This window comes from Actinomycetospora sp. CA-101289, assembly GCF_050955895.1.
GTDB lineage: Bacteria > Actinomycetota > Actinomycetes > Mycobacteriales > Pseudonocardiaceae > Actinomycetospora.
In genome coordinates, this window is sequence record NZ_CP192093.1 from 2,598,864 (window position 1) to 2,625,295 (window position 26,432).

24 protein-coding genes are annotated in these 26,432 nt (G+C 74.8%); 9 read left to right on the plus strand and 15 right to left on the minus strand.

Translation table 11 applies throughout. The features are described from left to right. Window positions 1-22: 22 nt before the first annotated feature. Entirely contained in the window at window positions 23-526 is a 504-nt protein-coding gene (locus ACQPX6_RS12935) for a methylated-DNA--[protein]-cysteine S-methyltransferase (protein WP_433787721.1), read from the plus strand. Window positions 527-924: 398 nt separating this feature from the next. Here the strand turns inward: ACQPX6_RS12935 and ACQPX6_RS12940 are convergent, their stop codons facing one another. The 3 genes from ACQPX6_RS12940 to ACQPX6_RS12950 form a co-directional block, all read right to left on the minus strand. Next, window positions 925-1,728 carry an SDR family NAD(P)-dependent oxidoreductase gene (locus ACQPX6_RS12940; protein ID WP_433787722.1) on the minus strand — a complete coding sequence of 268 codons (804 nt, stop codon included), beginning with the start codon at window positions 1,726-1,728 and terminating at the stop codon, window positions 925-927. Window positions 1,729-1,730: 2 nt separating this feature from the next. After that, the gene (locus ACQPX6_RS12945) at window positions 1,731-2,582 is read right to left on the minus strand and encodes a 3-hydroxyacyl-CoA dehydrogenase family protein (protein WP_433787723.1); all 852 of its coding nucleotides are present in this window, start codon (window positions 2,580-2,582) and stop codon (window positions 1,731-1,733) included. 67 nt (window positions 2,583-2,649) lie between these two features. Then, complete coding sequence (locus ACQPX6_RS12950; RefSeq protein WP_433787724.1) at window positions 2,650-3,258, minus strand: TetR/AcrR family transcriptional regulator; 609 nt, start codon at window positions 3,256-3,258, stop codon at window positions 2,650-2,652. Between the two features lie 82 nt (window positions 3,259-3,340). Between ACQPX6_RS12950 and ACQPX6_RS12955 the strand changes: the two genes are divergently transcribed. Further along, complete coding sequence (locus ACQPX6_RS12955; RefSeq protein ID WP_433787725.1) at window positions 3,341-4,075, plus strand: DUF998 domain-containing protein; 735 nt, start codon at window positions 3,341-3,343, stop codon at window positions 4,073-4,075. A 42-nt stretch (window positions 4,076-4,117) separates the two neighbouring features. Here the strand turns inward: ACQPX6_RS12955 and ACQPX6_RS12960 are convergent, their stop codons facing one another. Continuing rightward, window positions 4,118-5,041 (minus strand): LysR family transcriptional regulator, encoded by a 924-nt coding sequence (locus tag ACQPX6_RS12960; RefSeq protein WP_433787726.1) that lies wholly within the window; start codon window positions 5,039-5,041, stop codon window positions 4,118-4,120. Window positions 5,042-5,145: 104 nt separating this feature from the next. Here ACQPX6_RS12960 and ACQPX6_RS12965 point away from each other — a divergent pair, with 104 nt between their 5' ends. Further along, entirely contained in the window at window positions 5,146-6,333 is a 1,188-nt protein-coding gene (locus ACQPX6_RS12965) for an MFS transporter (RefSeq protein WP_433787727.1), read from the plus strand. Between the two features lie 42 nt (window positions 6,334-6,375). Here the strand turns inward: ACQPX6_RS12965 and ACQPX6_RS12970 are convergent, their stop codons facing one another. Further along, window positions 6,376-6,624: an AEC family transporter gene (locus ACQPX6_RS12970; protein WP_433787728.1), complete on the minus strand. Its 249-nt coding sequence runs from the start codon at window positions 6,622-6,624 to the stop codon at window positions 6,376-6,378. Window positions 6,625-7,093: 469 nt separating this feature from the next. Then, complete coding sequence (locus ACQPX6_RS12975; protein WP_433787729.1) at window positions 7,094-8,002, minus strand: AEC family transporter; 909 nt, start codon at window positions 8,000-8,002, stop codon at window positions 7,094-7,096. A gap of 64 nt (window positions 8,003-8,066) precedes the next feature. Here ACQPX6_RS12975 and ACQPX6_RS12980 point away from each other — a divergent pair, with 64 nt between their 5' ends. Both ACQPX6_RS12980 and ACQPX6_RS12985 read left to right on the plus strand, forming a co-directional pair. Then, entirely contained in the window at window positions 8,067-8,828 is a 762-nt protein-coding gene (locus ACQPX6_RS12980; protein ID WP_433788258.1) for an SDR family NAD(P)-dependent oxidoreductase, read from the plus strand. Between the two features lie 38 nt (window positions 8,829-8,866). After that, a complete protein-coding gene (locus tag ACQPX6_RS12985; protein ID WP_433787730.1) occupies window positions 8,867-9,553 on the plus strand; it encodes a hypothetical protein in 687 nt (228 codons plus the stop codon). Between the two features lie 14 nt (window positions 9,554-9,567). On the opposite strand, the gene ACQPX6_RS12990 is transcribed toward ACQPX6_RS12985, so the two are convergent. Beyond that, on the minus strand, window positions 9,568-10,353 hold the full coding sequence (locus ACQPX6_RS12990; protein WP_433787731.1) for a helical backbone metal receptor: 786 nt from the start codon (window positions 10,351-10,353) through the stop codon (window positions 9,568-9,570). Between the two features lie 72 nt (window positions 10,354-10,425). Between ACQPX6_RS12990 and ACQPX6_RS12995 the strand changes: the two genes are divergently transcribed. Both ACQPX6_RS12995 and ACQPX6_RS13000 read left to right on the plus strand, forming a co-directional pair. Next, window positions 10,426-11,811 carry a wax ester/triacylglycerol synthase family O-acyltransferase gene (locus ACQPX6_RS12995; RefSeq protein WP_433787732.1) on the plus strand — a complete coding sequence of 462 codons (1,386 nt, stop codon included), beginning with the start codon at window positions 10,426-10,428 and terminating at the stop codon, window positions 11,809-11,811. Between the two features lie 169 nt (window positions 11,812-11,980). Further along, window positions 11,981-13,168: a DDE-type integrase/transposase/recombinase gene (locus ACQPX6_RS13000; RefSeq protein ID WP_433787733.1), complete on the plus strand. Its 1,188-nt coding sequence runs from the start codon at window positions 11,981-11,983 to the stop codon at window positions 13,166-13,168. A gap of 77 nt (window positions 13,169-13,245) precedes the next feature. On the opposite strand, the gene icmF is transcribed toward ACQPX6_RS13000, so the two are convergent. After that, window positions 13,246-16,479: a fused isobutyryl-CoA mutase/GTPase IcmF gene (gene icmF / locus ACQPX6_RS13005; protein ID WP_433787734.1), complete on the minus strand. Its 3,234-nt coding sequence runs from the start codon at window positions 16,477-16,479 to the stop codon at window positions 13,246-13,248. 221 nt (window positions 16,480-16,700) lie between these two features. Here icmF and ACQPX6_RS13010 point away from each other — a divergent pair, with 221 nt between their 5' ends. Continuing rightward, window positions 16,701-17,459: a proprotein convertase P-domain-containing protein gene (locus ACQPX6_RS13010; RefSeq protein ID WP_433787735.1), complete on the plus strand. Its 759-nt coding sequence runs from the start codon at window positions 16,701-16,703 to the stop codon at window positions 17,457-17,459. 88 nt (window positions 17,460-17,547) lie between these two features. Here ACQPX6_RS13010 and ACQPX6_RS13015 read toward each other — a convergent pair whose 3' ends face one another. Continuing rightward, window positions 17,548-18,069: an NUDIX hydrolase gene (locus tag ACQPX6_RS13015; RefSeq protein ID WP_433787736.1), complete on the minus strand. Its 522-nt coding sequence runs from the start codon at window positions 18,067-18,069 to the stop codon at window positions 17,548-17,550. 96 nt (window positions 18,070-18,165) lie between these two features. On the opposite strand from ACQPX6_RS13015, the gene ACQPX6_RS13020 reads away from it, so the two are divergent. Next, window positions 18,166-18,321, plus strand: coding sequence for a DUF6131 family protein (locus ACQPX6_RS13020; protein WP_433787737.1), 156 nt, complete (start codon window positions 18,166-18,168; stop codon window positions 18,319-18,321). 125 nt (window positions 18,322-18,446) lie between these two features. Here ACQPX6_RS13020 and ACQPX6_RS13025 read toward each other — a convergent pair whose 3' ends face one another. From ACQPX6_RS13025 to ACQPX6_RS13050, 6 genes are all read right to left on the minus strand, one after another. Next, window positions 18,447-19,487: a nitronate monooxygenase gene (locus ACQPX6_RS13025; RefSeq protein WP_433787738.1), complete on the minus strand. Its 1,041-nt coding sequence runs from the start codon at window positions 19,485-19,487 to the stop codon at window positions 18,447-18,449. Window positions 19,488-19,518: 31 nt separating this feature from the next. Then, window positions 19,519-20,046: a 2'-5' RNA ligase family protein gene (locus tag ACQPX6_RS13030; protein ID WP_433787739.1), complete on the minus strand. Its 528-nt coding sequence runs from the start codon at window positions 20,044-20,046 to the stop codon at window positions 19,519-19,521. Next, window positions 20,043-20,930, minus strand: coding sequence for a pseudouridine synthase (locus ACQPX6_RS13035; RefSeq protein ID WP_433788259.1), 888 nt, complete (start codon window positions 20,928-20,930; stop codon window positions 20,043-20,045). Before ACQPX6_RS13035 ends, ACQPX6_RS13030 begins: the two co-directional genes overlap by 4 nt. A gap of 148 nt (window positions 20,931-21,078) precedes the next feature. Continuing rightward, the gene (locus ACQPX6_RS13040) at window positions 21,079-21,828 is read right to left on the minus strand and encodes a DUF5995 family protein (protein ID WP_433787740.1); all 750 of its coding nucleotides are present in this window, start codon (window positions 21,826-21,828) and stop codon (window positions 21,079-21,081) included. Next, a complete protein-coding gene (locus ACQPX6_RS13045; RefSeq protein ID WP_433787741.1) occupies window positions 21,812-24,973 on the minus strand; it encodes a helix-turn-helix transcriptional regulator in 3,162 nt (1,053 codons plus the stop codon). Before ACQPX6_RS13045 ends, ACQPX6_RS13040 begins: the two co-directional genes overlap by 17 nt. Window positions 24,974-25,272: 299 nt before the next feature. Continuing rightward, the gene (locus ACQPX6_RS13050) at window positions 25,273-26,430 is read right to left on the minus strand and encodes a cobalamin-independent methionine synthase II family protein (protein WP_433787742.1); all 1,158 of its coding nucleotides are present in this window, start codon (window positions 26,428-26,430) and stop codon (window positions 25,273-25,275) included. Window positions 26,431-26,432 lie beyond the last annotated feature (2 nt).

A 26,432-nucleotide genomic window follows, 5' to 3' on the forward strand; every position in this document is an offset into this window, starting at 1 on the left:
TCCCGCGGGTAGAGAGGGACGCGTGACGGTCTCCTCCCGCCGGTTCCGCGTCGTCGACAGCCCGATCGGGCCGCTGACCCTGACCTGGGACGACGAGGCGGGCGCCGTGGTCGGCGTGCACGTCCACGACCAGCGGGAACGCGGTCCCGATCCGGCGTTCGGCACGCCCGACGACGGCGCCTGCGCCGCGCTGGACGACCTGGCCGGCGAGCTGGACGAGTACTTCGCCGGCACGCGCCGCACGTTCTCGCTGCCCGTCGACCCTCCCGGGACGCCGTTCGCGCGCGCCGTCTTCGCCGCGTTGCAGGACGTCCCGTACGGCGCGGTGACGACCTACGGGGCGCTCGCGGCGGCGATCGACAAGCCCCGCGCGGCCCAGGCCGTCGGCACCGCGAACGCCCGCAACCCGGTCAGCCTGCTCGTGCCCTGCCACCGCGTGGTGACGTCCGCGGGTCATCCCTCGGGTGGGGGACCCGGCGTCGAACGCAAGCGTTTGCTCCAGCAGCTGGAGCGTGGAGGGCCTTGACCGTGCGGGCGGCGCGAGTATGTTCAGAGGTGTCGTTGTGGTGCTGATCACACGAGCTGAGGGCTGATCGCGCTGCAGTCACGACCGAAGGTTTCCGACCGGGATCGAGGTGATGGATTGGACGCAGGGAACACCCCGCACAACATCACGAGGACCCGGTCGACCCGGCGCCGTACCGCGCACGGGAGCTGATCGATACCAGTCTCCACGCCGATGAGCGCATCTCAGCGGATGGTGGGACGACCGGGCCCGTGCGGGTCCCGAGCTGACACTTCCTCCCAGATACGAGCCGGCGTCCCCATCGGGGGCGCCGGTTCGTGCGTGTAGGGGTAGTTCCGCGCCGGGATCGCGGGGCAGCGCGACGCAGGAGCGCTGACGTGCGGATCCCCCTGGCGCGACTAGTAGTGCACGACGCCCCGCTCGCCGCCGCCGGCGACCACGGCGTCCCCGGTCACCGCGACCGCCCGGGGCGAGGCGAGGAAGACGACGACGTCGGCCACCTCCTGCGCGGTGGGAATCCGGCGCAGGCTGGTGCCCTGCGCCAGCTCCGCGCGGACCTCGGCCTCCGGGAGCCCGGTCGCCGCCATGCGCTCGGCGACCATGCCCGGGGTGCGCTCGGTGTCGGTGTAGCCCGGGTGCACGACGACGACGCCGACCCCGGACGGGCCGAGCTCGTCGGCGAGGTTCGCGGTCAGCGCCGCGACGCCGACGTTGCGCACGGTCCCCGCGATCGAGCCGGTGCGCCGGGCGTTGAGGCCCGAGATGTTGACGATGCGCCCGGCGCCCCGTGCGCTCATGTGCGGGGCGACGGCGCGGGCGGTGCGCAGGTAGCCGAGCACCTTGGTGTCGACGGCGTCGAGCACCGCGGCGTCGGTCAGCTCGGCCAGCGCCGGCACGGGACCTCCGCCGGCGGGCGGCGCCGCGGCGTTGACCAGCACGTCCACGCCGCCCAGCTCGTCGACGACCCGCGCGACCATCGCCCGCACGGCCGCGTCGTCGGTGGTGTCGGCGACCAGCGGCAGCACCGTCGACGCGGGTCCCGCCGCCCGCACCTGCCCGGCCGCGGTCTCGAGCGCCGCGGCGTCGCGGGCGACCAGCACGACGTGCGCGCCCTCGGCCGCGAGGCCGCATGCACAGGCCAGGCCGATGCCGCGCGAGCCGCCGGTGACGATCGCGACGTGCCCGGTGAGCCCCAGGTCCACGGTCAGCTCCAGTCGTAGAAGCCGCGCCCGGACTTCTGCCCGAGCTCGCCGCGCTCGACCTTGTCGCGCAGCAGCTGCGGCGGGGTGAAGCGCGGCCCGAGCTCGTTCGTGAGGTGCTCGGCGATGGCCAGGCGCACGTCGAGCCCGACGACGTCGGTGAGGCGCAGCGGGCCCATCGGCCAGCGGTAGCCGAGCTGCATGCCGGTGTCGATGTCCTCGGGGCTCGCGACGCCCTCCTCGACCATGCGGATCGCCTCGAGCCCCACGGTGAGCCCGAGACGCGAGGTGGCGAAGCCGGGCGCGTCGTTGACGACGATCGCGGTCTTGCCCAGCGCCTCGACCCATTCGCGGGTGGCCTCGGTCGTCGCCTCCGAGGTGCCGGGGTGGACGACGAGCTCGACGAGCTTCTGCGCGGGCACCGGGTTGAAGAAGTGCATGCCGATGACGCGCTCGCCGGGCAGGTCGGCGGCGATCGCGCCGATCGAGAGCGACGAGGTGTTGGACGCGAGCACCGCCTCGGGGCAGGCGCGGGCGGCGCCGCCGAGCACGGCCTGCTTGACGTCGACGCGCTCGGGCACCGCCTCGACCACCAGCGCGGTGTCGGCCGGCAGCTCCTCGACAGTGGTCGACAGCGTCAGGCGCGCGAGCAGGTCGTCGCGCGTGGTGCCCTCGGGGAGCTTCCCGCGCTGTGCGGCCCCGTCGAGGCTGGTGACGACGGCCGCACGCGCCGCGTCGCCGCGGGACTCGTCGGCCTCGACCAGGGTGACGGGGGAGCCGGCGGCGAGCAGGACGTGGGCGATCCCCGCGCCCATCGTCCCGCCCCCGACGACGGCTGCGGTGGGGCGCTGATCCACGTCCTTGGACCTCCGGTCTCCCTCTCGGCGTGCTCCTCTTACCCCGTGTCATAGCACGGACGAGCACTCACAGCCCGACGCGATGGGCCGCGAGGAAGACGTCGACCGCGTGGTCGGCGGCCTCGGCGATGTCGATCTCCGGCGTGGCGTGGAACATCCCGTGGTCCAGGGGGCGGCCCAGGAGCAGGAACGCGAAGTCGTCGGCGGCCCGTCGCGGGTCGTCGAGGGTGACCAGCCCGCGCTCGGCGAGCCGGCCGAACTCGCGGGCGAGGGCGGCCAGCACCATCGCCGGCGACCGCGCGTAGTACGCAGCCGCCACCTCCGGGAACCGCGCGGCCTCGCCGATGACCAGCCGGCGCAGCGCCAGGACCTGCGGGTCCATCACCGCGGCGAGGTAGCGCCGGGCCACCGCGCGCAGCACTGCCTCGACCTCGTCGGCCGTGACGGCGTCGACCAGCGAGGACGTCAGGTCCGCCGCGAACGCCTCGGCGGTGGGGGCGACCGCGAGCACGACCTCGCGGAACAGGCTCTCCTTGTCGCCGAAGCGGGTGTAGACGGTCTGCTTGGACACCGCGGCGGCCGCGGCGATCTGCTCGGTGCTGGTGGCCCGGAAGCCCTGCCGGAGGAACAGCTCGGTGGCCGCCCGGACGATCACGGCGTGCTTCCCCGCGGTCACGCGCCACCTCCTCGAACTGGACGGTACGGTACCAGGACCAGTACCGTCCGGCCCCCTGCCACCGACCCCGAGGACGATCGCGATGACCGGCTCCACCCGCCCGACCGGCCCCTCGGGCAGCCCGCTGGTCGGGCGCGGCGACGCCGACCGGCACGCCGCGATCACGCGCTCGCTGCTGGGCTACGGCGTGCTGGCCGGGCCGTTCTACGTCGTCGTCGGCCTCGTGCAGGCCCTCACCCGCGACGGCTTCGACCTCGCCCGCCACGACCTGAGCCTGCTCGCCGCGGGTCCCTGGGGCTGGATCCAGATCGCGAACCTCGTGCTGTCCGGGCTGATGACCGTGGCCGCGGCGGTCGGGATGGGTCGCGCCCTGCGGGTGCTCGGGGACGGGCCCGGCAGGACGTGGGGCCCGCGGCTCGTCGCCGGGTACGGGGTGGGCCTCGTCGGGGCCGGGGTGTTCGTCGCCGACCCGATGAACGGCTACCCGCCCGGGACCCCGGAGGGCCCGCCGGCCGTCGTGACGGTCGGCGGGATCGGTCACCTGGTGCTCGGCGGGCTCGGCTTCCTCTTTCTCGTCGCGGGCACCTGGGTGATCGCGCAGCGGTACGCCCACGAGGGCCGCGCCGGCATGGCCGGGTTCTCGCGCGCCACCGGGGTGCTGTTCCTGCTCGCGTTCGCGGGCATCGCGAGCGGTTCGTCGAGCCCGGCCGTCGTGCTCGGGTTCTGGGTCGGTGTCGTGCTGGCGTGGGTCTGGCTCGCCGTGGTCTCGGTCGACCTCTACCGCCGCACGCCGCTGCTCACCCCCGCGGCCGGCTGAGGGGGTGTGCGTGCTCGTCCGTGCCCCGGCACGGGCAAGCGCTCACGAGCGCGCCAGCGCCGAGGACACATGCTCGGGCACCAGCACCGCGGCCCGGGCGACGAGGCCCAGGAAGCGGTTGGTCAGCGCGTCGGGCGTGGAGCCCGTGTAGGCGGCGAGCTCGCGCTCGACGCGGGGGACGGGCCGGGCGATCGTGCCCGCGAACACCGGCGGGACGATCGCCGCGGGCACCAGTGACGGCCCGATCCCGGCGGCGGTGAGCAGCGGGGCGACCGCGGTCTGCTCGGTGCGCACGGCCACGCGCGGGCGGTAGCCGACCTGGCGGCAGGCGTCGACCAGCACGTCGGCCAGGGCGTGGTCGGGCGCGTACTGCACCCACGGCACGTGCTCGAGGCGGCTCAGCGCGATCTCCCCGCCGACGGGGGCCATGACGTCGTCGGCGCCGAGGTTGGGCGGCAGCAGCACCACCATCTCCTCGTGGCCGAGGCTGCGCTGGCGCCCGCGCCACTGCGCCGGCACGGGCCCGACCCCGACGTCGGCCTGGCCCTCGGTGACCGCGGTGGCGAGCGTGTCGCCGTGGCGGTGCTCGTAGAGCCGCACGGTGACGTCCGGGTTCTCGGCCCGCCAGCGGCGCAGCACGCCGGGCAGGAGCCCGAGGCTCACCGAGTAGACGCAGCCGATGCGCAGCTCGCCGCCCTCGGAGCCGGTGGCGGCGCGGGCCGCGGCGCTGCCGCGCTCGGCGGCGGTGACGGCCGCGCGGGCGTGGGGGAGGAGCGCGCGGCCGGTCGGGGTGAGAGCCACCGCACGCGGCAGGCGGCTGAACACCGCCCCGCCGAGCTCCTTCTCCAGGGTGGCGATCTGCTGCGAGAGGCCGGGCTGGGTGACGAACAGCCGGTCCGCGGCCCGCGTGAACGAGCCCTCGTCGGCGACGGCGAGGAAGTACTCGAGCTGGCGCAACGTCGGCATCAGTTCAGCTTATGCGCTTTCGCGGTGACCTTCTTCGACTTATGGGCGCAGGCGACGCAGCGTGGAGGGCGTCCCCGAAAGCCCGTCTCCCCGAGGAGCTCCCCGTGCCTCTGGCCCTGCTCGCCCTCGCCCTGGGCACCTTCGGCATCGGCACCACCGAGTTCGTGATCATGGGCCTGCTGCCGCAGGTCGCCGGTGACCTCGGCGTCACCGTCAGCGGCGCCGGCCACCTCGTCTCCGCCTACGCCGCGGGCGTCGTCGTCGGCGCGCCGCTGCTCGCCGTCGCCACGGTGAAGCTGCCGCGGCGCCTGGTGCTCATGGCGCTCATGGCCGTGTTCGCGGCCGGCAACGTCGCGTCGGCGCTCGCCCCGGGCATGACCTCGCTGCTCGTCGTCCGCTTCCTCACCGGCCTGCCGCACGGCGCCTTCTTCGGCCTCGCCTCGGTCACCGCGGCGGCCATGGTGGGCCGGCAGCGGCGCGCCACGGCCGTCTCGCGCGTGTTCCTCGGCCTCACCGTCGCCAACGTCGTCGGCGTCCCGCTGGCCACGCTGCTCGGGCAGGCCGCCGGCTGGCGGGCGACGTTCGCGCTGGTCGGCGTGATCGGCGTCGTCGCCCTGGCCGCCGTCGCCGCGTTCGTCCCCGCCGCCGAGCCCACCGCGACCGGGCCGGGCGCCCTGCGCACCGAGGTCGCGACGCTGCGCCACCCGCAGGTCGTGCTCTCGCTGCTCGCGGTGGTCTTCGGCTTCGGCGCCATGTTCGCCTGCTACAGCTACGTCACCCCGATGCTCACCGAGGTCGGCGGGTTCTCGGCGGCGACCGTCACCGTGCTGCTCGCGGTGGTCGGGCTGGGCATGACCGCGGGCTCGCTGCTCGGCGGGCGCGCGGCCGACCGGGCCCCGCTGGCCACCCTGTACACGTGCCTCGTCGCGCTGGCCGTGGTACTCGTCAGCTTCACCGTCACGGTGCAGCACCCGGTGCTCGCGGTGCTCTCGCTGTTCGGGGCGGGCATGTTCTCGCTGGCCCTGGGCCCGGCGATCCAGACGCGCATCCTCGACCTCGTGGGCGAGGCGCCGACCATGGCGTCGGCGGCGATCCAGTCGGCGTCGAACATCGCGAACTCGCTGGGCGCCTGGCTGGGCGGGATGGTCATCGCCGCGGGCCTGGGCTACCTCGCGCCCGCGATCGTGGGCTCCGTGCTCGCCGTCGTCGGCCTCGCGGTCCTCGCCCTCTCCGGCGGCCTCGAGGTGCGCGTCCGTCGCCAGGAGGCGGTCCGGGCCCTGGCCGCGGCCTGACCCCACGTGAGCGATCTTTGGGGCTATAGGCCCAGAGATCGCTCACGTGAGGGCCGGTGCCAGCGTTAACACCCCCAGCAGGACCGGGACGCTGACGACGGTCGAGACCAGCGCGCTGTCGCGGGCGAGGCTCGTCCCGGTCCCGAAGCGCACGGCGTAGCCGAAGACGTTCTGCGCCGTCGGCAGCGCGGCCATGACGGCCACCGCGACCAGCTCGTCGCCGTCGATCCCCAACAGCAGCGCCAGCCCGAGCGCCAGCGCCGGCTGCACGACGTTCTTCAGCAGCACCACCGCCCCGAGGACGACGGGGTCCTCGTCGCGGCCGGGGCCGGTGGGCGGACACCAGCGAGACGCCGAACGCGAGCAGCATCGCGGGCACGGCGAAGTCGCCGATCATCTCGATCGGCGCGCTCACGGGTTCGGGCAGCTCGACGCCCAGGAGCGCGACGAGGACGCCGAGCGTCGTCGCGATCGCGAGCGGGTTGCGCAGCGGCGCGCTCAGCGTCCAGGCGTAGGACGGGCGCTCGCCGTTCGACCGCGCGCACTGGACGTCGAGGATCGTGGGGAACACCGGCGTGAGGATCGCCAGCTGGAAGATCAGCGCCGGCGCGACGTCGGCGGGGCTCGACAGCGCGTACACCGCGATCGGCAGGCCCAGGTTGCCGGCACAGCAGCGCGGGCGTGGCGACGAAGAACGCGACGCGCGAGAGCACCGATGTCGCTCATGCGTCCGGCCGCGCCGATGTGATCCGGACGGCCGTCACAGGGCCGCCACGAGCAGCACCGGGACGCTGAGCAGCGTCGTCAGCAGCGCCGCGTCGCGAGCCAGCGGGACGCCGGTGTCGAAGCGCACCGCGTAGCCGAAGACGTTCTGCGCGGTGGGCAGCGCGGCGCTCACGACCACGGTGAGCAGCGCTGGCCCGCCCAGCCCGAACGCCACGCCCAGCCCCAGCGCCAGCAGCGGGTGCACCAGGTTCTTGAGCACGATCACCGCGCCCAGGCAGACCGGGTCGTCGTCGCGGCCCGGGCGCTGGGCGTGCGCGAGCGACAGCCCGAACGCCAGCAGCATCGCCGGCACCGCGAGGTCGGCCAGCAGCTCCAGCGGCTCGAGCACCCCCTCCGGCGGGCGCACGCCGGCGACGTTGCACCCCAGCCCCGCCGCGGTCGCGAGCAGCAGCGGGTTGCGCAGCGGCGCGAGCAGGGCGCCCCCGAGCCCGGCCCGCTCACCCCGGCGCCGCGCGGCGACGACGTCGAGCAGCGTCGTGTAGGTCGGCGTGAGCACCGCGAGCTGGAAGATCAGCGCCGGGGCGATCTCGGCCGCGCTGCCCAGGGCGTAGGTGGCGATCGGCAGCCCGAGGTTGCCGGCGTTGAGGTAGCCGCTGGCCATCGAGCCCACGACGGTCTCGCCGCGCGGGCGCCCGCGCAGCATCCCCACCGGCACGTACAGCGCGCACACCGTGATCGCCGACAGCGCGGTGACCACGAGGCCCGTCGAGAGCACCCGCGCGACGTCCGCCCGCAGCAGCGTGACGAACAGCAGCGCCGGCGAGGCAACGAAGAACGCGGTGCGCGAGAGCGTCTCGGTCGCCGCGTCCGGGAGCAGGCCCATCCGCCCGACGACGATCCCGACGGCCACGACGACGCCGATGACGAGGAACCCCTCCAGCACCCCGTTCACCTGCCGATCACCGGACGAGCCTAGGAGTGCGTGCGTGCCCTACGGTCCCGAGACCATGGGCATCCTCGATCGCTTCCGGCTCGACGACCGCGTCGCCGTCGTCACCGGCGCCTCCTCCGGGCTCGGCGTCGTCTTCGCCACCGCGCTGGCCGAGGCCGGCGCCGACGTCGTGCTCGGCGCCCGCCGCATCGAGAAGCTCGAGGAGACCCGCAAGGCCGTCGAGGAGCGGGGCCGCCGGGTGGTCACCGTCGCCACCGACGTCGCGTCCCCCGACGACTGCCGCGCCCTGGTCGACGCCGCGGTCGCCGAGTTCGGGCGCGTCGACGTGCTGGTCAACAACGCCGGGGTCGGCACCGCCGTGCCCGCGACGAAGGAGACCCCGGAGCAGTTCCGGCAGGTCATCGACGTCAACCTCAACGGCTGCTACTGGATGGCCCAGGCCGCCGCGCCCCACATGGCGCCCGGCAGCGTGATCGTCAACGTGTCCAGCATCCTTGCGCTGACCACCGCGGGCCTGCCCCAGGCCGCGTACTCGGCGTCGAAGGCCGGGCTGATCGGCCTGACCCGCGACCTGGCCCAGCAGTGGACGCCGCGCAAGGGCATCCGCGTCAACGCGCTGGCGCCCGGCTTCTTCACCTCGGAGATGACCGACAGCTACCACGAGGGCTACCTCGAGAAGATGATGCCGCGCGTGCTGGCGGGGCGGATCGGCGATCCCGAGGAGCTCGCGGCCGCGCTGGTCTTCCTCGTCTCCGACGCCGGGTCCTACGTCACCGGCACGACGCTCACCGTCGACGGCGGCGTCACCACGACCTGAGGTTTCGGGCGGGCCCTCGGTCCGGGTAGGCCCCCGGCATGGACGACACGCTCGCCGAGGAGCAGAAGGCGACGGCCCGCGCGGCGCTCGAGCGCGAGGGCCGGGGGTTCGCCGAGGAGATCGGGCTCGGGCGCACGAACAACCCCGCCAGCCTGTTCGGTCTCCTCGTGGCCGCCGTGCTCGTCGCGCCGCGCGGTGAGGCCGCGGGGCCAGCCCGCGCCGCGCACGAGGTCACCAACCGCTGGCACACCGCGTCCGACCTCGCCGCGGCGTCCGCGCAGGACGTCGCGAAGGAGCTCGGTGCCGCGGTGGAGGGCTTCGACCGCGACGACGGCGACGACAGCGCCTCCGACGACGCCGGGACGTTGATCGCGCTCGCCGCCGCGGTGAGCGACTCCTGGGGCGGCGACCTGCGGCGCCTGCGCGACGAGGCCGGCCAGGACCCGGAGGCCGAGCGCCGGTTCCTCACCGACCTGCCCGGGGTCGACGACGCCGCCGTCGACGTGTTCCTGCGCGAGGTCCAGGTGCTCTGGCCCGAGATCGCCCCGTTCGCCGACGCCCGCGCCCTGCGCGCCGCGGCAGCCCTGGGACTCGGCGAGACCGCGGAGGACCTCGGGCGCTACGGCGGTGGCCCCGAGAAGATCGGCCGGCTCGCGGGCGCGCTCGCGCGCATCGAGGTCGAGGGCTCGCACGACGAGGTCCGCCGGGCGGCGGCCGAGGCCTGACGGCTGGCCGGTCCTCACCGCGCCGCCGGCGTCGCCTCCCCGGCCGCCGCGAGCTCGGCGGGCAGCACCCGCGCGGCCTCGAGCAGGCTCGGGCCGTACCAGGTGAGCAGCCGCCCGCTGACCAGCGCGGCGGGCGCGGCGAAGCTCTCGGGCCCGTCGTCGGCGGTGAAGCGGTAGGGCTCGTCGGGCAGCACCACGAGGTCGTGTGCGGGGAGCTCGGCGGGGTCGAAGCGGGGGTAGCGCTCGGGGGAGTCGTCGAGCACGTTCTCCACCCCGAGACGGGCGAGGACCGCGCCGGTGAAGGTGTCGGAGCCGACCGCCATCCACGGCTTGCGCCAGATCGGCACCACCGCGCGGCGCGGCGCGTCGGGCAGCGCCAGCGCGTCCCACGCGGCGCGGGCCCCGTCGATCCACGCCGGCCGCTCGAGGCCGCACGCGGCGAGCATGCGCTCCAGCGAGCGCAGGGCCCCGTCGACGTCGCGGATGTCGGTGACGTACACGGCGAGGCCGGACTCGCGCAGCCGGTCGAGCTCGGCGGGCTTGTTCTCCTCGGCGTTGGCGAGCACCAGGTCGGGGGCCAGCGCCACGATCGCGTCCACGTCGGGATTCTTCGTGCCCCGCACCCGCGTGACCCCGTGCTCGTCGAGGTCGTCGGGGTGCGTGCACCAGTCCGTGGCCCCCACCAGGAGCCCGGGGGCGGTGACCCCGACGGCCTCGGTGAGCGAGGGGACGAGGCTCACCACCCGGCTGACGGACGCGGGGAGCGAGACGCGGGTGCCCTCGTCGTCGACGACGTTCATGCCCCCAGCGTGCCACCAGCAGGAGTCCGATACCGTCGGTACCGGTAATTCTCGGAGACCGGAGGCACACCCGTGGATCGTTGGGCGTCGGGCGTCGACACCGCCTGGCTGCAGCTCGAGCAGCCCACCAACCGCATGATCGTCCATGGAGTCCTGTTCTGCGAGGACGCCGTGGACGTCGAGGTGCTGCGCGAACGCGTGCGGGAGCGCTGGGTGGCGACCTACCCGGGCCTGCGCCAGCGTCCCGTGTGGAACGCCTCCCAGCTCGGTCCGGTCCGGTGGACCGACGCCGACCCCGACCTCGACGAGCACGTCCGCGTCGTCGCGATCGAGGAGCCCGGCGACGACGCCGTCCTGAGCCGCCACGTGGGCCGCCTGATGGCGACGCCGCTGCCCCACGACCGGCCGTGGTGGTCGCTCCACGTCCTGCAGGGCTACCGCGGCACCGCCGACGGCGGGACCGGGGAGCCGGGCACGGCCCTGCTGCTCAGCATCCACCACGGGCTCGGCGACGGCGTCGCGCTCAACCACCTCTTCCACGCGCTGTCCGACGACCCCGCCGCCGAGGGCACCCCGGCCGCCTACGCGCAGCCGCCGCGTCGGGCGCGCCCCGCCCACGACTGGCGCCTGCTGCTGCGCGAGCTGGGCGACCGTGGCCGTGACTTCGCCGGCAAGGTCCGCGCGGCGGGCACCGACGAGGGCGCGGGCGAGCTCGCGGCGACCGGGCGCGCCATCCGCTCGTCGGCGGCCATGCTGGCCCGCCCGCCCCGCGACGCCGACACCGTCCTGCACGGACGTCTCGGCACGGCGAAGTCCGCCCGCTGGACCTCCCGCGTCCCGCTGGAGACGGTGAAGGCGGCCGGCAAGGAGCACGGGGCGAGCATCAACGACGTCCTGTGCGCCGCGATCGCCGAGGCCCTGCGCGCGTACCTGGCCCCCGACGGCGGGGACGTGCCCCGGCTGCGCGCGGTGATGCCGACCAACCTGCGGCCGCTCGACCAGCCGATCTCCGACGAGCTGGGCAACGAGTTCGGGCTGGTGCTCCCGCCGCTGCCCACCGACGAGGCCGACCGGGGCCGCCGCATCGAGCGGCTGCGCGCGTCGATGCAGACGATCAAGCGGACCAACCAGGCGCTGGCCTCCTTCGCGGGCATCGTCGCCTCGGGCTTCGGTCCCCCGTCCGCCAGCCAGGGCCTCATCGGCCGCTACGCGACGAGCACGTCCGTGATCATCTCCAACGTGCCGGGCCCGCTCGCGCCGCTGCGGATCGCCGGCGTCCGGGTGCGCGACGTCCTGTTCTGGGTGCCCTGCTCGGCGCGCCTGGCCCTCGGCGTGTCGATCCTCAGCTACGCCGGGCAGGTGCGGCTCGGCGTCCGCGCCGACACCGGGGTGCTCGGCGGGGAGGAGGGCGTGGACCGCTTCACCACCGCCCTCGAGGAGGCGCTCGCCCAGCTCTGAAGGTGCCTCCGGCACGTGAGCAGTTCTTGGTGCTGCAGCACCGTGTCTGTGCTCAGGACTTCCCGGACAGTTGTTGTCTCAGCACATCGCGGACACTGAGCATGCCCCGCGGGTGGGTTGGTCACGTTGGTGACCAGCCTGCTCGGGTGTGGGCAGGACAGGGTTCGAGATGGATCCAGCGCTGGTGGCCGCGGTCGCGTTGGCCGCTGCCGGGGAGAAGATCAACGTCACCCGGGTCTGCCGCGAGGCGGGCGTGACCCGGTCGGTCTTCTACCTCAAGCTCGCCCGGTTCCGGGAGCAGGGCAGCGCCGGACTGGCGCCGCGCTCGCGGGCGCCGCGCACCCGCCCGACGAGCACACCGGCGCACGTGGGCGAGGCGGTGGTGCGGGCCCGCAAGGAGCTCGCCGATCAGGGTTGGGACCACGGCGCGGTGTCGATCCGCTGGCGGTTGCTCGACCACACCCGCAGCGGTGTCCACCCCGCCGGCGGCCCGGTGCTGGAGCTGGCGGAGGTCCCGTCGCGGGCCACGATCCACCGCATCCTGATCCAGCGCGGTCAGATCACCCCGCAGCCGCAGAAACGGCCTCACCGGGGGCGGCGGTTCGTGCACCCCGCCCCCAACGCGGTCTGGCAGGTCGACGGCACCACCACCCTGCTCGCCGATGCCACCCGCGTCACGGTCGTGCAGATCATCGACGACCACTCCCGCCTCGACATCGCCTGCCACGCCGCGGTCAGCGAGAACAGCGACGCGGTCTGGCAGGCGCTGACCGCCGGCTTCGAGCGCTACGGGCACCCGGCCTGCGTGCTCTCCGACAACGGCACCGCCTTCTCCGGGCGCCGCCGCCAGTGGCCCCTGGTCGAGATGGAACGAGGCCTGGCCCGGCGGGGGATCACCACCATCGTGTCCTCGATCGGACACCCGCAGACCTGCGGGAAGAACGAACGCGCCCACCAGACCCTGCAACGCTGGCTCGCCGCCCGACCCACCCCGCGCACCCTGACCGAGCTGCAGGCCCTGCTCGAGACCTACCGCCACGGCTACAACCACCGCCGCCACCAAGCCCTTGACGGCGACACCCCCGAGCAGCGGTTCCACGCCACCGACCGCGCCCAACCCGCCGGCCCCGCACCCCGGGTGGCCGGGCACCTCACCCGCACCGTCTCGGCCACCGGCGTGATCCGGTTCAGCACCGCCTCCATCGGCCTGGGCCGACGCCACGCCGGCGCCACCGCCGAGGTGTTCTGGCAAGGCGACCGCGTCACCGCTCTCGTCGATGACACCGTCGCCGCCAGCCTTACCCTCGACCGCAGCGTCCGCTACCAGCGGACCACCAACCTGTCTCCGATGTGCTGAGACAGATCTGTCCTAGATGTGCTGAGACATCACATGGTGCTGCAGCACCGAGAACTGCTCACGTGCGCGGAGCGCACCTACATCGAGCGCCGGTACTGCCCGCCCACCTCGAAGAACGCGTCGGTGAGCTGGCCCAGGGTGCAGACGCGCGCCGCGGACATCAGCTCGGCGAAGACGTTGCCGCCCGAGGTGGCGGCGTCCTGCAGGCGCCGCAGCGCCTCGGGGGCGGAGTCGGCGTGGCGCGCCTGGAAGTCGGAGACGCGCTGCAGCTGACCCTGCTTCTCGTCCTCGGTGCCGCGGGAGAGCTCGAGCTCCGGGGCCTCCTGCTCGGCGTCCTCGGGCGGCAGGAACGTGTTGACGCCGACGAGCGGCAGCGAGCCGTCGTGCTTGCGCGACTCGTAGAGCATCGACTCGTCCTGGATCTTGCCGCGCTGGTAGCCGGTCTCCATCGCGCCCAGCACGCCGCCGCGCTCCGCGATCGAGTCGAACTCCTTGAGCACGGCCTCCTCGACGAGGTCGGTGAGCTCGTCGATGACGAACGAGCCCTGCAGCGGGTTCTCGTTCATCGAGAGGCCCCACTCCCGGTTGATGATCAGCTGGATGGCCAGCGCGCGACGCACCGACTCCTGCGACGGGGTCGTGACGGCCTCGTCGTAGGCGTTGGTGTGCAGGGAGTTCGCGTTGTCGTAGAGCGCGCACAGCGCCTGCAGCGTCGTGCGGATGTCGTTGAAGTTCATCTCCTGCGCGTGCAGCGACCGGCCCGAGGTCTGCACGTGGTACTTCAGCTTCTGGCTGCGCTCGTTCGCGCCGTAGCGCTCGCGCATCGCGACGGCCCAGATGCGCCGGGCCACGCGCCCGATCACGGAGTACTCGGCGTCCATGCCGTTGGAGAAGAAGAACGACAGGTTGGGCGCGAAGTCGTCGATGTCCATGCCGCGCGCGAGGTACGACTCGACGTAGGTGAAACCGTTGGACAGCGTGAACGCGAGCTGCGAGATGGGGTTCGCCCCGGCCTCGGCGATGTGGTAGCCGGAGATCGACACCGAGTAGAAGTTCCGCACCTTGTGCGCGATGAACCACTCCTGGATGTCGGCCATCATCCGCAGCGAGAACTCGGTGGAGAAGATGCAGGTGTTCTGGCCCTGGTCCTCCTTGAGGATGTCGGCCTGCACCGTGCCGCGGACGTTCTGGTAGGCGTGCTCGGCGAGCTCCGCGCGCTCGTCCTCGCCCGGCTCCCGGCCCTCCCGCTCGGTGAACGCGTCCACCTGCTGGTCGACCGCGGCGTTGAGGAAGAACGCGAGCATCGCCGGTGCCGGGCCGTTGATGGTCATCGACACCGACGTCGTCGGCGAGGTCAGGTCGAACCCGGAGTAGAGCACCTCCATGTCGTCCAGCGACGCGATCGACACCCCCGAGGTGCCGACCTTGCCGTAGACGTCGGGCGGGGTCGCCGGGTCGTGGCCGTAGAGCGTCACCGAGTCGAACGCGGTCGAGAGGCGCTTGGCCGGCGAGTCCTGCGACAGGTAGTGGAAACGGCGGTTGGTGCGGAACGCGTCGCCCTCGCCGGCGAACATGCGCGCCGGGTCCTCGCCCTCGCGCTTGAACGCGAACACCCCGGCGGTGAACGGGAAGTGCCCGGGCAGGTTCTCGCGGCGCAGGAAGCGCAGGACCTCGTCGTCGGCGGTGAACGGGGGCAGCGCGACGCGGTGGACCTTGCTGCCCGAGAGCGTCTCGCGCGTGAGCTGGGTGCGCAGCTCCTTGTCGCGCACGTGCACGACCATCTCGTCGCCGGCGTAGTCCTCGACCGTCGCCGGCCACGCGTCGAGCAGTGCCGCCGCCTCGCCGGGCAGGTCGCGCTCGGCCTCGGCGAGCACCGCGGGCAGCTCGCCGGCGTCGCGGTCGCCCAGCGCCTCGGCGGCGGTGCGCAGGGCCGCGCGGCGGCGGGCCGCGGCGACCATCGCCTCGGTGCGCTCGTGGTAGCCGCGGACGGTGCCGGCGACGTCAGCGAGGTAACGGGCGCGCTCCGGCGGGATCGCGGCCGCGTACTCGGTGGAGGTCTTGGTCTCCGGGATCGTCAGACGGCCCTCGCCGACCGACATGCCGTGCTCGGCGAGCAGGGCGCGCAGGTGCCCGTAGAGCGCGGTGACCCCGTCGTCGTGGAACGTCGCGGCGCTGGTGCCGTAGACCGGCATGTCCTCCCACGAGGCGCCGAACGCGTCGCGGTTGCGCACGAGCTGGCGGGCGACGTCGCGGCGGGCGTCGTCGGCACCGCGGCGCTCGAACTTGTTGATCGCCACGACGTCGGCGAAGTCGAGCATGTCGATCTTCTCGAGCTGCGACGCCGCCCCGAACTCGGGCGTCATGACGTAGAGCGAGGCGTCGACGTGGTCGACGATGCCGGCGTCGCCCTGCCCGATGCCGGGCGTCTCGACGATGACGAGGTCGACGCCCGAGGCGCGCAGCAGCGCGATCGCGTCGCCCAGGTGCTCGGGCAGCGTCCCGCCGCTGCCGCGCGAGGCCATCGAGCGGAAGTAGATCTGCGGGCCGCCGAGGGCGTTCATGCGGATGCGGTCGCCGAGCAGTGCCCCGCCGCCCTTGCGGCGGGTGGGGTCGACGGCGAGCACCGCGATGCGGAGCTTGTCCTCCTGGTCGAGGCGGAAGCGGCGCACCAGCTCGTCGGTCAGCGAGGACTTGCCCGAGCCGCCGGTGCCGGTGATGCCGAGGACGGGCACGGTGCGCCCGTCGAGCGCGCTCGTGGCACGTTCGCGGACCTCGTCGGGCAGGGCGCCGGACTCGGCGACGCTCAGGGCGCGGGCCAGCGTGGCGGGCTCGCCGGTGAAGACCCCGTCCCAGCTCGAGGGCGGCTGCGCGCCGAGGTCGACGTCGCAGGCCCGGATCATCGTGTTGATCATCCCGGGCAGGCCCAGGCGCTGGCCGTCGGTGGGGGAGAAGATGTGGGCGACGCCGTGGGCGTGCAGCCGGTCGATCTCCTCCTGGACGATCACGCCCCCGCCGCCGCCGTAGACCTTCACGTGCCCGGCCCCGCGCTCGCGCAGCAGGTCGACCAGGTACGAGAAGTACTCGACGTGCCCGCCCTGGTAGGAGCTGATCGCGACGCCGTGGGCGTCCTCCTGGATCGCGGCCGTGACCACCTCGTCGACCGACCGGTTGTGCCCGAGGTGGATCACCTCCGCGCCCTGGCGCTGGAGGATCCGCCGCATGATGTTGATCGCCGCGTCGTGCCCGTCGAACAGGCTCGCCGCGGTGACGAAGCGGATCGGGTGGGTCGGGACGTACAGCTCGTCCGTCATCGTTCCTCGCAGTCCGTGTCGGCGCCTGGGGCAAATAGTAGGACGTCAAAGCTTTTCGTGGTGGGCGACACGGGTCACTCACGGTGTGGAGTCGTTGTTGAGCTGATCGAGTGAAGGACTGGGCTTGGTGCCGAGGTCTTGATTACTGTGCGTCTCATCAGGGTCGGCGAGCCCCTCGCCCACTGATCGTCCCGCCCCCGTCACCGCCCCGGGAGACCGCCATGAGCACCGACACCTCGCCCTCCGCCGCCGGCGACGCCTCGTCGCGCCCCACCGCCGTCGTGGGCCAGGTCCCCGAGTCCGACCGGAGCACCGCGGTGTTCGGCCAAGCCCCGGCTCCGACCGGGCCGACGGCGTACCCACCCGGTCACCAGCCCGGGTACCCGCCGGGACCGGCTCCCTACGGGCTGGCCCCGTACGGCGCGCCGGGTTACGGGCCGCCCGGCCAGCCGCCGACCGGCGCGCTGCCCTACGCCGGCTACGGGACGCCCCCGCCCGCGCCGAAGAAGCGGGGCTGGATCGGCTGGCTCGTGGGCGGCGTCGCGGTCGTCCTCGTCGCGGGCGTCGTCGCCGCCTTCCTGCTGCTCTCGGGCGGCGGGACGCTCATCGGGGTGTCCACCGACCGCGTCGCCGTCCCCGACGCCAGCACCACCGGGGTCGCCGACGGGGTCGTGCTCGACGGGTCCGGCGCGGTGCAGAACGTGCACCTCGAGGCCACGATCACCCACCCCTACACCTGCGACCTCACCGTCCGGCTGATCTCGCCGCAGGGCACGCAGGTCACGGTGGCGGACCCAGCGGACTGCAGCCGCTCGGCGCCGAACCTGGCGATCAACCTCGACAGCAGCGCGCCCGGCAGCCCGCTCGCCGCGTTCACGGGCGAGGAGGCCGGGGGCGAGTGGCGCCTGCAGGTCGTCGACTCGGTCAGCATCGACCAGGGCGCGCTCACCGGCTGGGGCCTGACGGTCCAGGCGGACTGAGCCGTCCGGCCGCACCCCGCGAGGAACGAACGGCGCTCTCGCTGCTTCGGATGCAGCGGGAGCGCCGTTCGTTCGCGGGGTGGCGGGCTCAGCGGGTGCGCTCGGCGTGCAGCGCGAGGACGCCGACGAGCGACCCGGCGCCGAGCATCTCGCCGGCGAGGGCCAGGCGGACGGCCTCAGCGAACGGGATCCACGCGGCGCGGCCGGGCTCGAGGGGGTCGAGGGGCAGGTCGCCGGGCACCGCGCCGGTCCACACGTGCACCGACATCGGGGCCTCCGCCGACCCGGGCAGCGGCTCGAACGCGAGCAGCGTGCGGCCGGGGCCGTCGGGGCGCCACCCGGTCTCCTCCGCCGCTTCCCGCGACGCGGCGACCACCGGGTCCTCGCCGGGCTCGACGACGCCGCCGGGGAGCTCCCAGCCGTCGCGGTCGGCGACGTGGCGGTGGGTGCGCAGCACCAGGACCCGGTCGCGGGCGTCGAGGACGAGGGCGACCGCGACGCGCGAAAATATTGCCCGATCGAATGCGAAGCGGTCGCCCGCGGGCGCAGTAACGTCTTCCTCCTCCACACGAAGTGTGCGCCCGGCGTACACGGTGTGGCGCGAGTGCACGACCCAAAGATGCTCCGAATGCGGAGTGTCCTGAGTCATGCGCTGGGGTAGTTGGCAGGCCCGGCCGTATGGTCGGCCATCGACAGAGGAGTCTCCTTGATCGTTCTCGGCGTCATCTTGATCATCGTCGGGGTGTTGCTCAAGATCAGCATCATCACCACCATCGGCATCATCCTCGCTGTCGTCGGTCTGGTCCTCACCCTTCTCGGCGCCGTCGGCCGTGGTGTGGGCGGTCGCAAGACCTACTTCTAGCCCGTCGGCCCGGCCGGAACCCCGTCCCCACGGGGCCGCGCCGGGTGCGACGTCATCCCCGAACACCGCGCGCCCGTCCCCTCGCGAGGGGACGGGCGTGTCGTGTGTCCGGGGCCGGTTCGGGATCAGGCGTTCCGTCCCAGCCGCGCGACGAGCTCGCCCGCCGGCTCCCCGGTGGCCCGCCGGTGGCCCGTCCCCGCCCAGAGGTGCAGTGCCTCCGGGTCGCCCGCGCCCGACGCGGCGGCCCGCACCGGGCGCGTCAGGTGGTGCAGCTCCGGATAGCAGGGCGGCGCGTCCGCCGAGTACGCCGCGGTGAAGCGGTTGGCCAGAGCCCGCGCGGGACGTCCCGTGAACGCCCGCGTCACCACCGTCTCCCGTGCCCGGTCCGCCTGCAGCGCCGCCCGGTGCGTCGCCGACGTGCCCGCCTCGGGGCAGCACAGGAACGCCGTCCCCAGCCCCGCCGCCACCGCGCCGGCCGCGACGACCCGGGCGACATCGGCGCCGTCCATCAGCCCCCCGGCCGCGACCAGCGGCAGGTCCGTGGTCGCGCGCACGATCGGGAGCAGCTCGGCGAGGGGCACCGCGCCCTCCTCGGCGTCGCCGCCCGCGTCGTGGTGCACGCCGCGGTGACCGCCCGCCTCGGCGCCCTGCACCCACAGGCCGTCGAAGCCCTGCTCCTGGGCGGCCAGGGCCTCGTCGACCGACGTCACCGTGGCGACGAGCGCCGCCCCGGTCTCCCGCAGCGCCGCGTAGCGCGCCGCCGAGGGCAGCGCGAACGTCACCGACACCACGGCGGGCCGGTGCCGCGCCAGCACCGCGATCTTCTCGTCCACCGCGTCGTCGTCGGCCCGCGGCGCCCCGAGCTCGACCCCGTACCGCACGGCCTCGGGCGTGAGCCGCGCGGCGTAGGCCGCGACCGCCGCCTCGCGGGCCGGCGGGTCGGGATCGGGCGGGCCGGGCAGGAAGAGGTTGACCCCGTACGGCCGCCCGCTGCGGGCGGCGAGGTCGTCGATCTGCGCCGCGAGCGCCTCGGCGGACAGGTAGCCGCCGGCGAGGAAACCCATCCCGCCGGCCCCGCCCGCGGCGGCCACGAGTGCGGGGGTCGAGGGACCCCCGGCCATCGGCGCGGCGATCACCGGGACGTCGAGGGAGGGCAGCGTCGGCACCGCGCCATCCTGCCCCGGCTGAGCCCCGCGATCAGCCCTCGCCGCGGAACGGGAACTCCCGCACCGCCTCCCACGGGCCGCCGCGGTAGCGCCACAGCGCCAGCCCGACCACCGTCGCGGCGTAGGGGGAGTGCGACGCGACGAGCTCGGCGAGCGTCGCCTTCGCGGTCTCGGGGTCGACCTTGTTCTGCACGGTGACGTGGTGGTGGGGCCGCCGGCCGTCCTGGCGGGTCAGGTCGCCGGCGAAGCGCCGGGCGACCGCGGCGTGCACGGTGTCGAGCCCCGGCGCCTCGATCCGGTAGGCGACCCCGCGCCCGAGCGCGAACGGCGCCCGGACCCGGGCCTCGATCGGCGGGCGCGCGGCGAGCTCGTCCAGCGCCGCGACGACCTCGTCCGCGCGTGCCCCGGGCAGGGCGTGGAACAGCGTCAGGTGCGCCCCGACGACGAGGCGCCGCGACGGGAAGAGCCGCTGGCGCTGGGCGTCGAGCTCGGCCTGGGTGTGCTCGTCGAGCAGCGCCGAGACGATGAGGGGGTCGGTGTCGATGTCGGGCTCGGTCACGGTGTTGATCCTGACTCTGGCCCGGCCGCCCATCCCTCCGGGTCGTCCCACGCCTGCAGGGTGCGCCGGCTGGTGAAGCGCCGCACCTCGCCGGTGCGCGGGTCGGGGAACGCCAGCTCGCGCGCGAGCAGCTGCAGCGGCGCGCGGAAGTCGTCGAGCGGGACGTCGCGCACCCGCGGGTAGAAGGGGTCGCCGAGCAGGGGGAGGCCCAGCGAGGTCATGTGCACCCGCAGCTGGTGGGTTCGCCCGGTCCGCGGGGTGAGCCGGTAGCGGGCGAGCCCGTCCCGGGCCTCGATCAGCTCGACGAGCGTCTCGGCGTTCGGCTCGCCGGGCACCTCCTGCGCGGTGAGCACCCCGCGCTCCTTGGTGATGCGGCTGCGAACCACCCGCGGCAGGGCGAGGTCCGGGTCGTGCGGGGCGACGGCCTCGTAGACCTTCTCGACGCGCCGGTCCCGGAACAGGTTCTGGTACGCGCCGCGCCGGGCGGGGTCGACGACGAACAGCACGAGGCCGGCGGTGACCCGGTCGAGGCGGTGCGCCGGGCTCAGGGCCGGCAGCCCGAGGCCGTGGCGCAGCCGGACCAGCAGGGTCTCGCGCACGTGGCGCCCCCGCGGGATGGTGGCGAGGAAGTGCGGCTTGTCGACGACGACGATCTCGTCGTCCCGGTGCACGACCTCCGGGGCGAAGGGGACGAGCGCCTCGTCGGGCAGGTCGCGGTGGAACCACACCACCGCCTTCGGCACGAACGCGGCGTCGGGGGCGAGCGGGCCGTCGTGGTCGACGATGCGCCCCTCGGCGAGCATCGCGTCGACCCGCTCCGGGGGCACCGGCAGGCGGTCGACGAGGTGGTCGCGCAGCGTCGCCCACGGCCCGTCGTCGGGCATCCGGACCCGGGCGGGGTCGAGCCCGTCGCGCGGCGGGAGCGGGGGCGCGACGCGGGGCACGGCGCCGAGGCTAGCCACTCGCGGCGAGGTGTGAGCGCTTGTCCGTGCCCCGGCACGGGCAAGCACTCACGAGCGCGGAGCGCAAAGATCAGATGAGGGTGCGCGCGAGGCCGGCGGTGAGGTGGTCGAGGGTGCTCGCGGGCACCACGCGGTAGTCGGGGCGCCCGCGGTGGCGCCACATCCGTTCGGCGAAGGTCCAGGCGAGGTCGCGGGTGCCGGTGACGAGGATGTCGGCGAGCACGTTGCCCGCCCGGTCGAAGACCGAGCCGTCGCCGAGGACGTCCGACCACGGGGCGTCGAAGTCGTTGCAGAGCTCGTCCATGTTGCGCTCGAAGATCGTGTTGATCGCGAGGTAGTCGGCGTACTGCTGGGCGGGGGTGCCCAGCGGCACCCGGTGGCGCTCCCAGACGTCGAGCAGGGCGAAGGCGAGGTCGAAGTTGACGTGCGCGTTGACCCCGGCGGCTGCGAAGCGCCATGGCACGGTGTCCTCGTCCTGGCGGCGGTCGAACAGCAGCCGCCAGCACTCCGGGGCCGACCGGGTGGTCTGGGCGGCGAGGGCGTCGAGGTAGCGGCGGGCGAAGGCGATGTCCAGCTCGATGATGAAGTCGCCGGGGCAGGAGAACAGCTCGCCCGCGCGGAAGCCGCCGAGGACGTCGACGGTGATCTGGTGGTAGAGCCGGGTGAAGCACGCGATGCCGTCGTCGTGGCCCCGGGGCGCCAGCACGGCGGCCCGCTCGGCGATGCGCGCGAGGCGGTCGATCACCTCGGGCACGTCGTCCGGGCGGGGCTCGGCGAGCTTCGCCAGCGCGGCGAGGTTCTCCTCAGGGCTCTCGGACACGGTCACCTCGTGGTCGGTCGGGGCGGGTGGGTCGGGCGCGGACGCGCTGGAGGAGGGCGGCGGCCTGGGTGCGCGAGCGGGTGCCGGTCTTGGTGAGCACGCGCGAGACGTGCACGGCGACGGTGCGCTCGCTGATGTAGAGGCGCTGGGCGATCTGGCGGTTGGACAGGCCCTCGGCCATGACGGCGAGGATCTCGTGCTCGCGCGGCGTGAGGCCGGCGAGCTCGGGGGCCCGGCGCTCGGCGGCGCCCCGGGCCGCGGTGGCCGTGCCGCCGGTGACGACCGCGTCGCCGGCGTGGGCGATGTCGATGCGCGCGCGACGGGCCAGCGCGGAGATCTCGTCGAGGAACGGGCGGGCGCCCATGGCCGTGGCGGTCTCGGCCGCCGCGCGCAGCACCCGCGCCGCGTCCCCGTGCCGCGCCCCGGTGACCAGCAGCGCGTCGGCGCGCCGCAGCAGGGCGTAGGCGGCGGGGTAGGGGTGCAGCAGCCCGCTCCAGGTCTCGGCGACCTTCCCCCACGCCGCCGGGTCGGGGGCGCCCGCCGCCCGCCCGGCCTCGGCGTGGCACATCTGGACGTAGGCGAGCACGGTGCGCCGCAGCGCCGGGACGGTGTGCGGCACGCGGCCCTCGAGGTGGGCGACGTGCCGGCCGAGGCGCTCCAGGGCCGCACGGTCGGCGGTCATGCCGTGGGCGACGGCCTCGGCCTCGGCGCGCAGCCCGTGCCACACCAGCGGGGCGACGAGGAAGACGTCGTCCGGGGTGTGCTCGGCGACGTCGAGGCCGCGGGCGACGAGATCGCGCGCCACGTCCGGGCGGCCGCGCCACATCTCGATGCCCGAGCGCAGCGTCAGCAGCGGGACCCGGTAGCGCGAGGCGACCGTGCCCCGGCGGGGAGCGACGGCGGCGTCGGGGTCGTCGGCGTCGTCAGCGGCACCCGCCGGCGGCGCGTCCTCGCCGGTGCCGTCGAGGGCGAGGAGGTCGACCGCGCGCAGGTCCTCGTCGGCCTCGGCGAACTCGCCGCGTCCCACCTGCAGGCGGCAGCGGGCGAGGCGGACCTCGAGGGCGTCGGCGCCCGTGGGCCGCAGCGCCCAGGCCTCGTCGACGGCGTCGGAGGCCTCCGACCAGCGCCCGAGCCGGAACAGGCCGTTGGCCGCCGTGGCCAGCAGGCGCACCCCGACCGACCGCGCGAGCCCGAGGTCGCGCATCCGCGCCACCCCCTGGCGGGCGATCTCGATGCCCTCGTGCAGCTCGCCCAGCGGCCCGGAGAGCAGGTCCGCCCACGCCTGGTACGCCCGGCCGACCGCCGCCGGGTCCCCGCTGCGCTCGGCGATCATGAGGCCCTCGGCGACGGCCGCGAGCCCGGCGTCGGGGTTCTCGAGGTACGCCAGCGCGAACCCCAGCGTCGCGAGCATCGGCGCCTGCTCGGCCAGCTCGCCGCCGGCGCGGGACACCGCCAGCGCGCGCTCGGCCTCCTGCCGGGCGCCGGTGACGTCCCCGGTGATCAGCAGCGCCTCCGCGTACGCGGCGTGCACCGAGGCCAGCGACGGGTCGTTCCCGGCCCGCCCCGCGGTGCGCCCGGCGTCGTGCAGCACGGCCACCGCGTCGGCGGTGCGCCCGGCGTCGAGCAGCGAGCGGCCCAGCCGCACGACCGCGGGCAGCTCGCCGGCGCTGGCGCGGGCGGGGTCGGGCACCAGCCGGCGCAGGAGCGTCACCGCCGCGTCGTACTCGCCGGCGAGCTGGGCGGTGTCGGCGGCGTGGCGCAGCAGCACGCCCGCGTCGCGGTCGGCGGGGGGCAGCGCGCGGGCCGCGCGGCCCGGCAGCAGACCGGCGGACGGTGCCGCGCGCTGCGCCGAGAGGTCCAGGGCGGCCATCCAGTGCCGGTGCGCCGTGCCGAACTCGTGCATCCGCTCGGCGACGTCGGCGGCGTGCACCACCGCGGGCAGCGCCCGCTCCGGGTCGTCGGCCCGCGCCCAGTGGTGGGCCCAGCGCAGCGTGATCGCGGGGTCGGGGGTGTCCGCCCCGCCGCCGCCGTCCCCGAGCGCCGTCTCGAGGGCGAGGGCGTAGCGGCGGTGCAGGCCGCGGCGCTCCCCGGGCATCAGCTCGCCCGCGACGACGTCGCGCATCAGCCCGTGGCGCAGCGTGTAGGCCTCGCACGGGGCGTCGACGAGGACCATCGCCGCCTCCCGGGCCTCGCGCAGCGCGGTGAGGAAGTCCTCCTCGCCGGCCCCCACGACCTCGGCCAGCAGCCGGTGGGTCACCGGTTCCTCGCCCAGCGACAGTGCGGCCACGATGGTCTGCGCGAGGCGCGAGAGCCCGGCGAGGCGGCCGAGCACCAGCCCGCGCAGGCCGGGGGACAGGCCGTCGTCGGCGCCCTCGGACACCGCGGCGAGGGTCTCGGCGACGATGAACGCGTTGCCCCCGGAGCGGTCCCAGACCAGGGCGGCGAGGTCGTCGTCGCCGCCCTCGCTCCGGACGACGGCCTCGACGGTGTCGCGGGGCAGCGGGGACAGCGCCAGGGTCCGCACGGCCCGGTCGCGCGCCAGCTCCGGCAGCATCCGGCGCAGCGGGTGCGTGGAGTCGAGGGCGTCGGAGCGGGCGGTGGCCGCCACGAGCACGGGCTCGTCGGCGAGGTGGGCGACCAGCGAGACGAGCAGCTCGCGGGTGGTGCGGTCGGCCCAGTGCAGGTCGTCGACGACGACGAGCACCGGCGCGGCGGCGGCCAGCTCCACGAGCACGCGGCGCACGAGCTCGAGCAGGTGCCCGCCCGACGGCACCGGCGCGGCGGGCCCGGGCTCGAGCAGCGGGGCCAGCTCGGTGCGGCCCTGCTCCAGGACCGCGCGGGCGGCCCGGGCGGCGGGCCGGGCGTCGTCGGGGGCGCGCAGCAGGCGGCGCAGCCCGTTCGCGACGGGCCAGAGCGGGAGCTGCTCGCCGACGTCCACGGCCGCGCCGGACACCACCACGCCGCCCTCGGCCTCGGCGCGCGCCGCGAGACCCCGCACGAGACGGGACTTGCCCGCGCCGGCGTCGCCGGTGACCACCACGGTCAGCGCGCCCGTCCGGCACGCCCGCTCCCAGCACCGGGCCAGCACCGCGGCGTCGGCGGCGCGCCAGACGTCCGGGTCGCCGGCACCCGGCGGGGTCGTCATCCGGACTGCCGACCTGGCATGTCCCGGGACGCTAGGCGGCGCCCGGGCGCGGCGTCCAGCCGTCGAGGCGGCCGCCGGGCGGCCTAGTCATTTCTGCTGATGTGGCCGCACTGGTTGATCGGCGAAGCTTCCGGCCGAGGGCGGGACGGCGGTCGTCGGGGGATGGTCGGGGGGTCGTCGCTCCGGCGTCCTCGCTCGCCCTGGCCCCCTGCGGCCGGGCGCGCGACGGGAAGGGGAGGCGGGGCTCCAGAGCCGCTCCGGGGGGATGTGGCTCGCCCCGTCTCCCCTTTCCCGTTCGCTCAGGTCCAGAGCCGCTGGGTAGCGATCGCCGCACCCTGCGAGAGCGCCCGGAACTTCTCCCACACCACGCTCGGGTGCACCTCGGGGGAGTAGCTCGCCCGCGACGAGAACCCGCAGTCCGCACCCGCGACCACGTTCTCGCGCCCGACGCAGGAGGCGTACCAGCCGATCATGTCGGCGATCAGCTCCGGGTGCTCCACGTAGTTCTGGGCGTGCCCGAGCAGGCCGGGGATCAGCACCGCGCCGTCGGGCAGCGGGAGGTCCTCCCAGATCCTCCACTCGTGCATGTGCCGCGGGTTGGCGACCTCGAACGAGTACGCGCCCGCCTGGATGCCGAGCATGTACGGCGCGACCTCGCCCATCCCGATGTCGTGGATGCGCGGGCCGTGGTTGAGGCCGTAGCAGGTGTGCAGCCGGATGCGGTCGGTCGGGATGCCGCGCAGGGAGTGGTTGACGATCTCGGCGTGCTCGCGCGCGGTGCGGTCGCGCTCGGCGGCGTCGAGGGTCGGGTCCGAGAGGATCTCGATGAGCCACGGGTCGTCGACCTGCAGCAGCAGCCCGGCGTCGACGATCGCCAGGTACTCCTCGCGCAGCGCCTCGCCGACGGCCTCGTAGTACTCGCGCTCGGTGGCGTAGTACTCGTTGCGCCCGAACCCGCGGGGCGAGGTGGAGGGCATGAACGCCTCGGCGACGCCGCTGACCCCGGCGAGGGCCTTGTGCAGGTTCGCGATGTCGGTCTGCAGCTCGTCGTGGCCGGTGTAGCGGACCGGCCCGACGCAGGCGATGCTCTGCATCGGCGCGACGGTCTTCGTGTACTTGCCGAGGTAGCCCTCGTAGTAGTCGGGGAAGGCGTCGATCTCGACCTGCCAGGACGGCGGGAGCAGGCGCTCGCCCGAGTCGGGGGCGAAGCCGTCGAGCCGGCGCTGGATGTAGGTCGCGAAGCTGACCTTGCCCATCTCGCCGTCGGTGACGACGTCGATCCCCGCCTCGCGCTGCCGGGCGACGACGTCGGCGACGGCCTCGGTCACCTGCCGGGCGAAGAGGTCGTGGTCGTAGGGCCGGCCGTGCTCCTTCTCCCGCATGGTGTCCAGCAGGGGCTCGGGGCGGGCGAGGCTGCCGACGTGGGTCGTCAGGACGCGGTCGGTGCTGCGCTGCATGG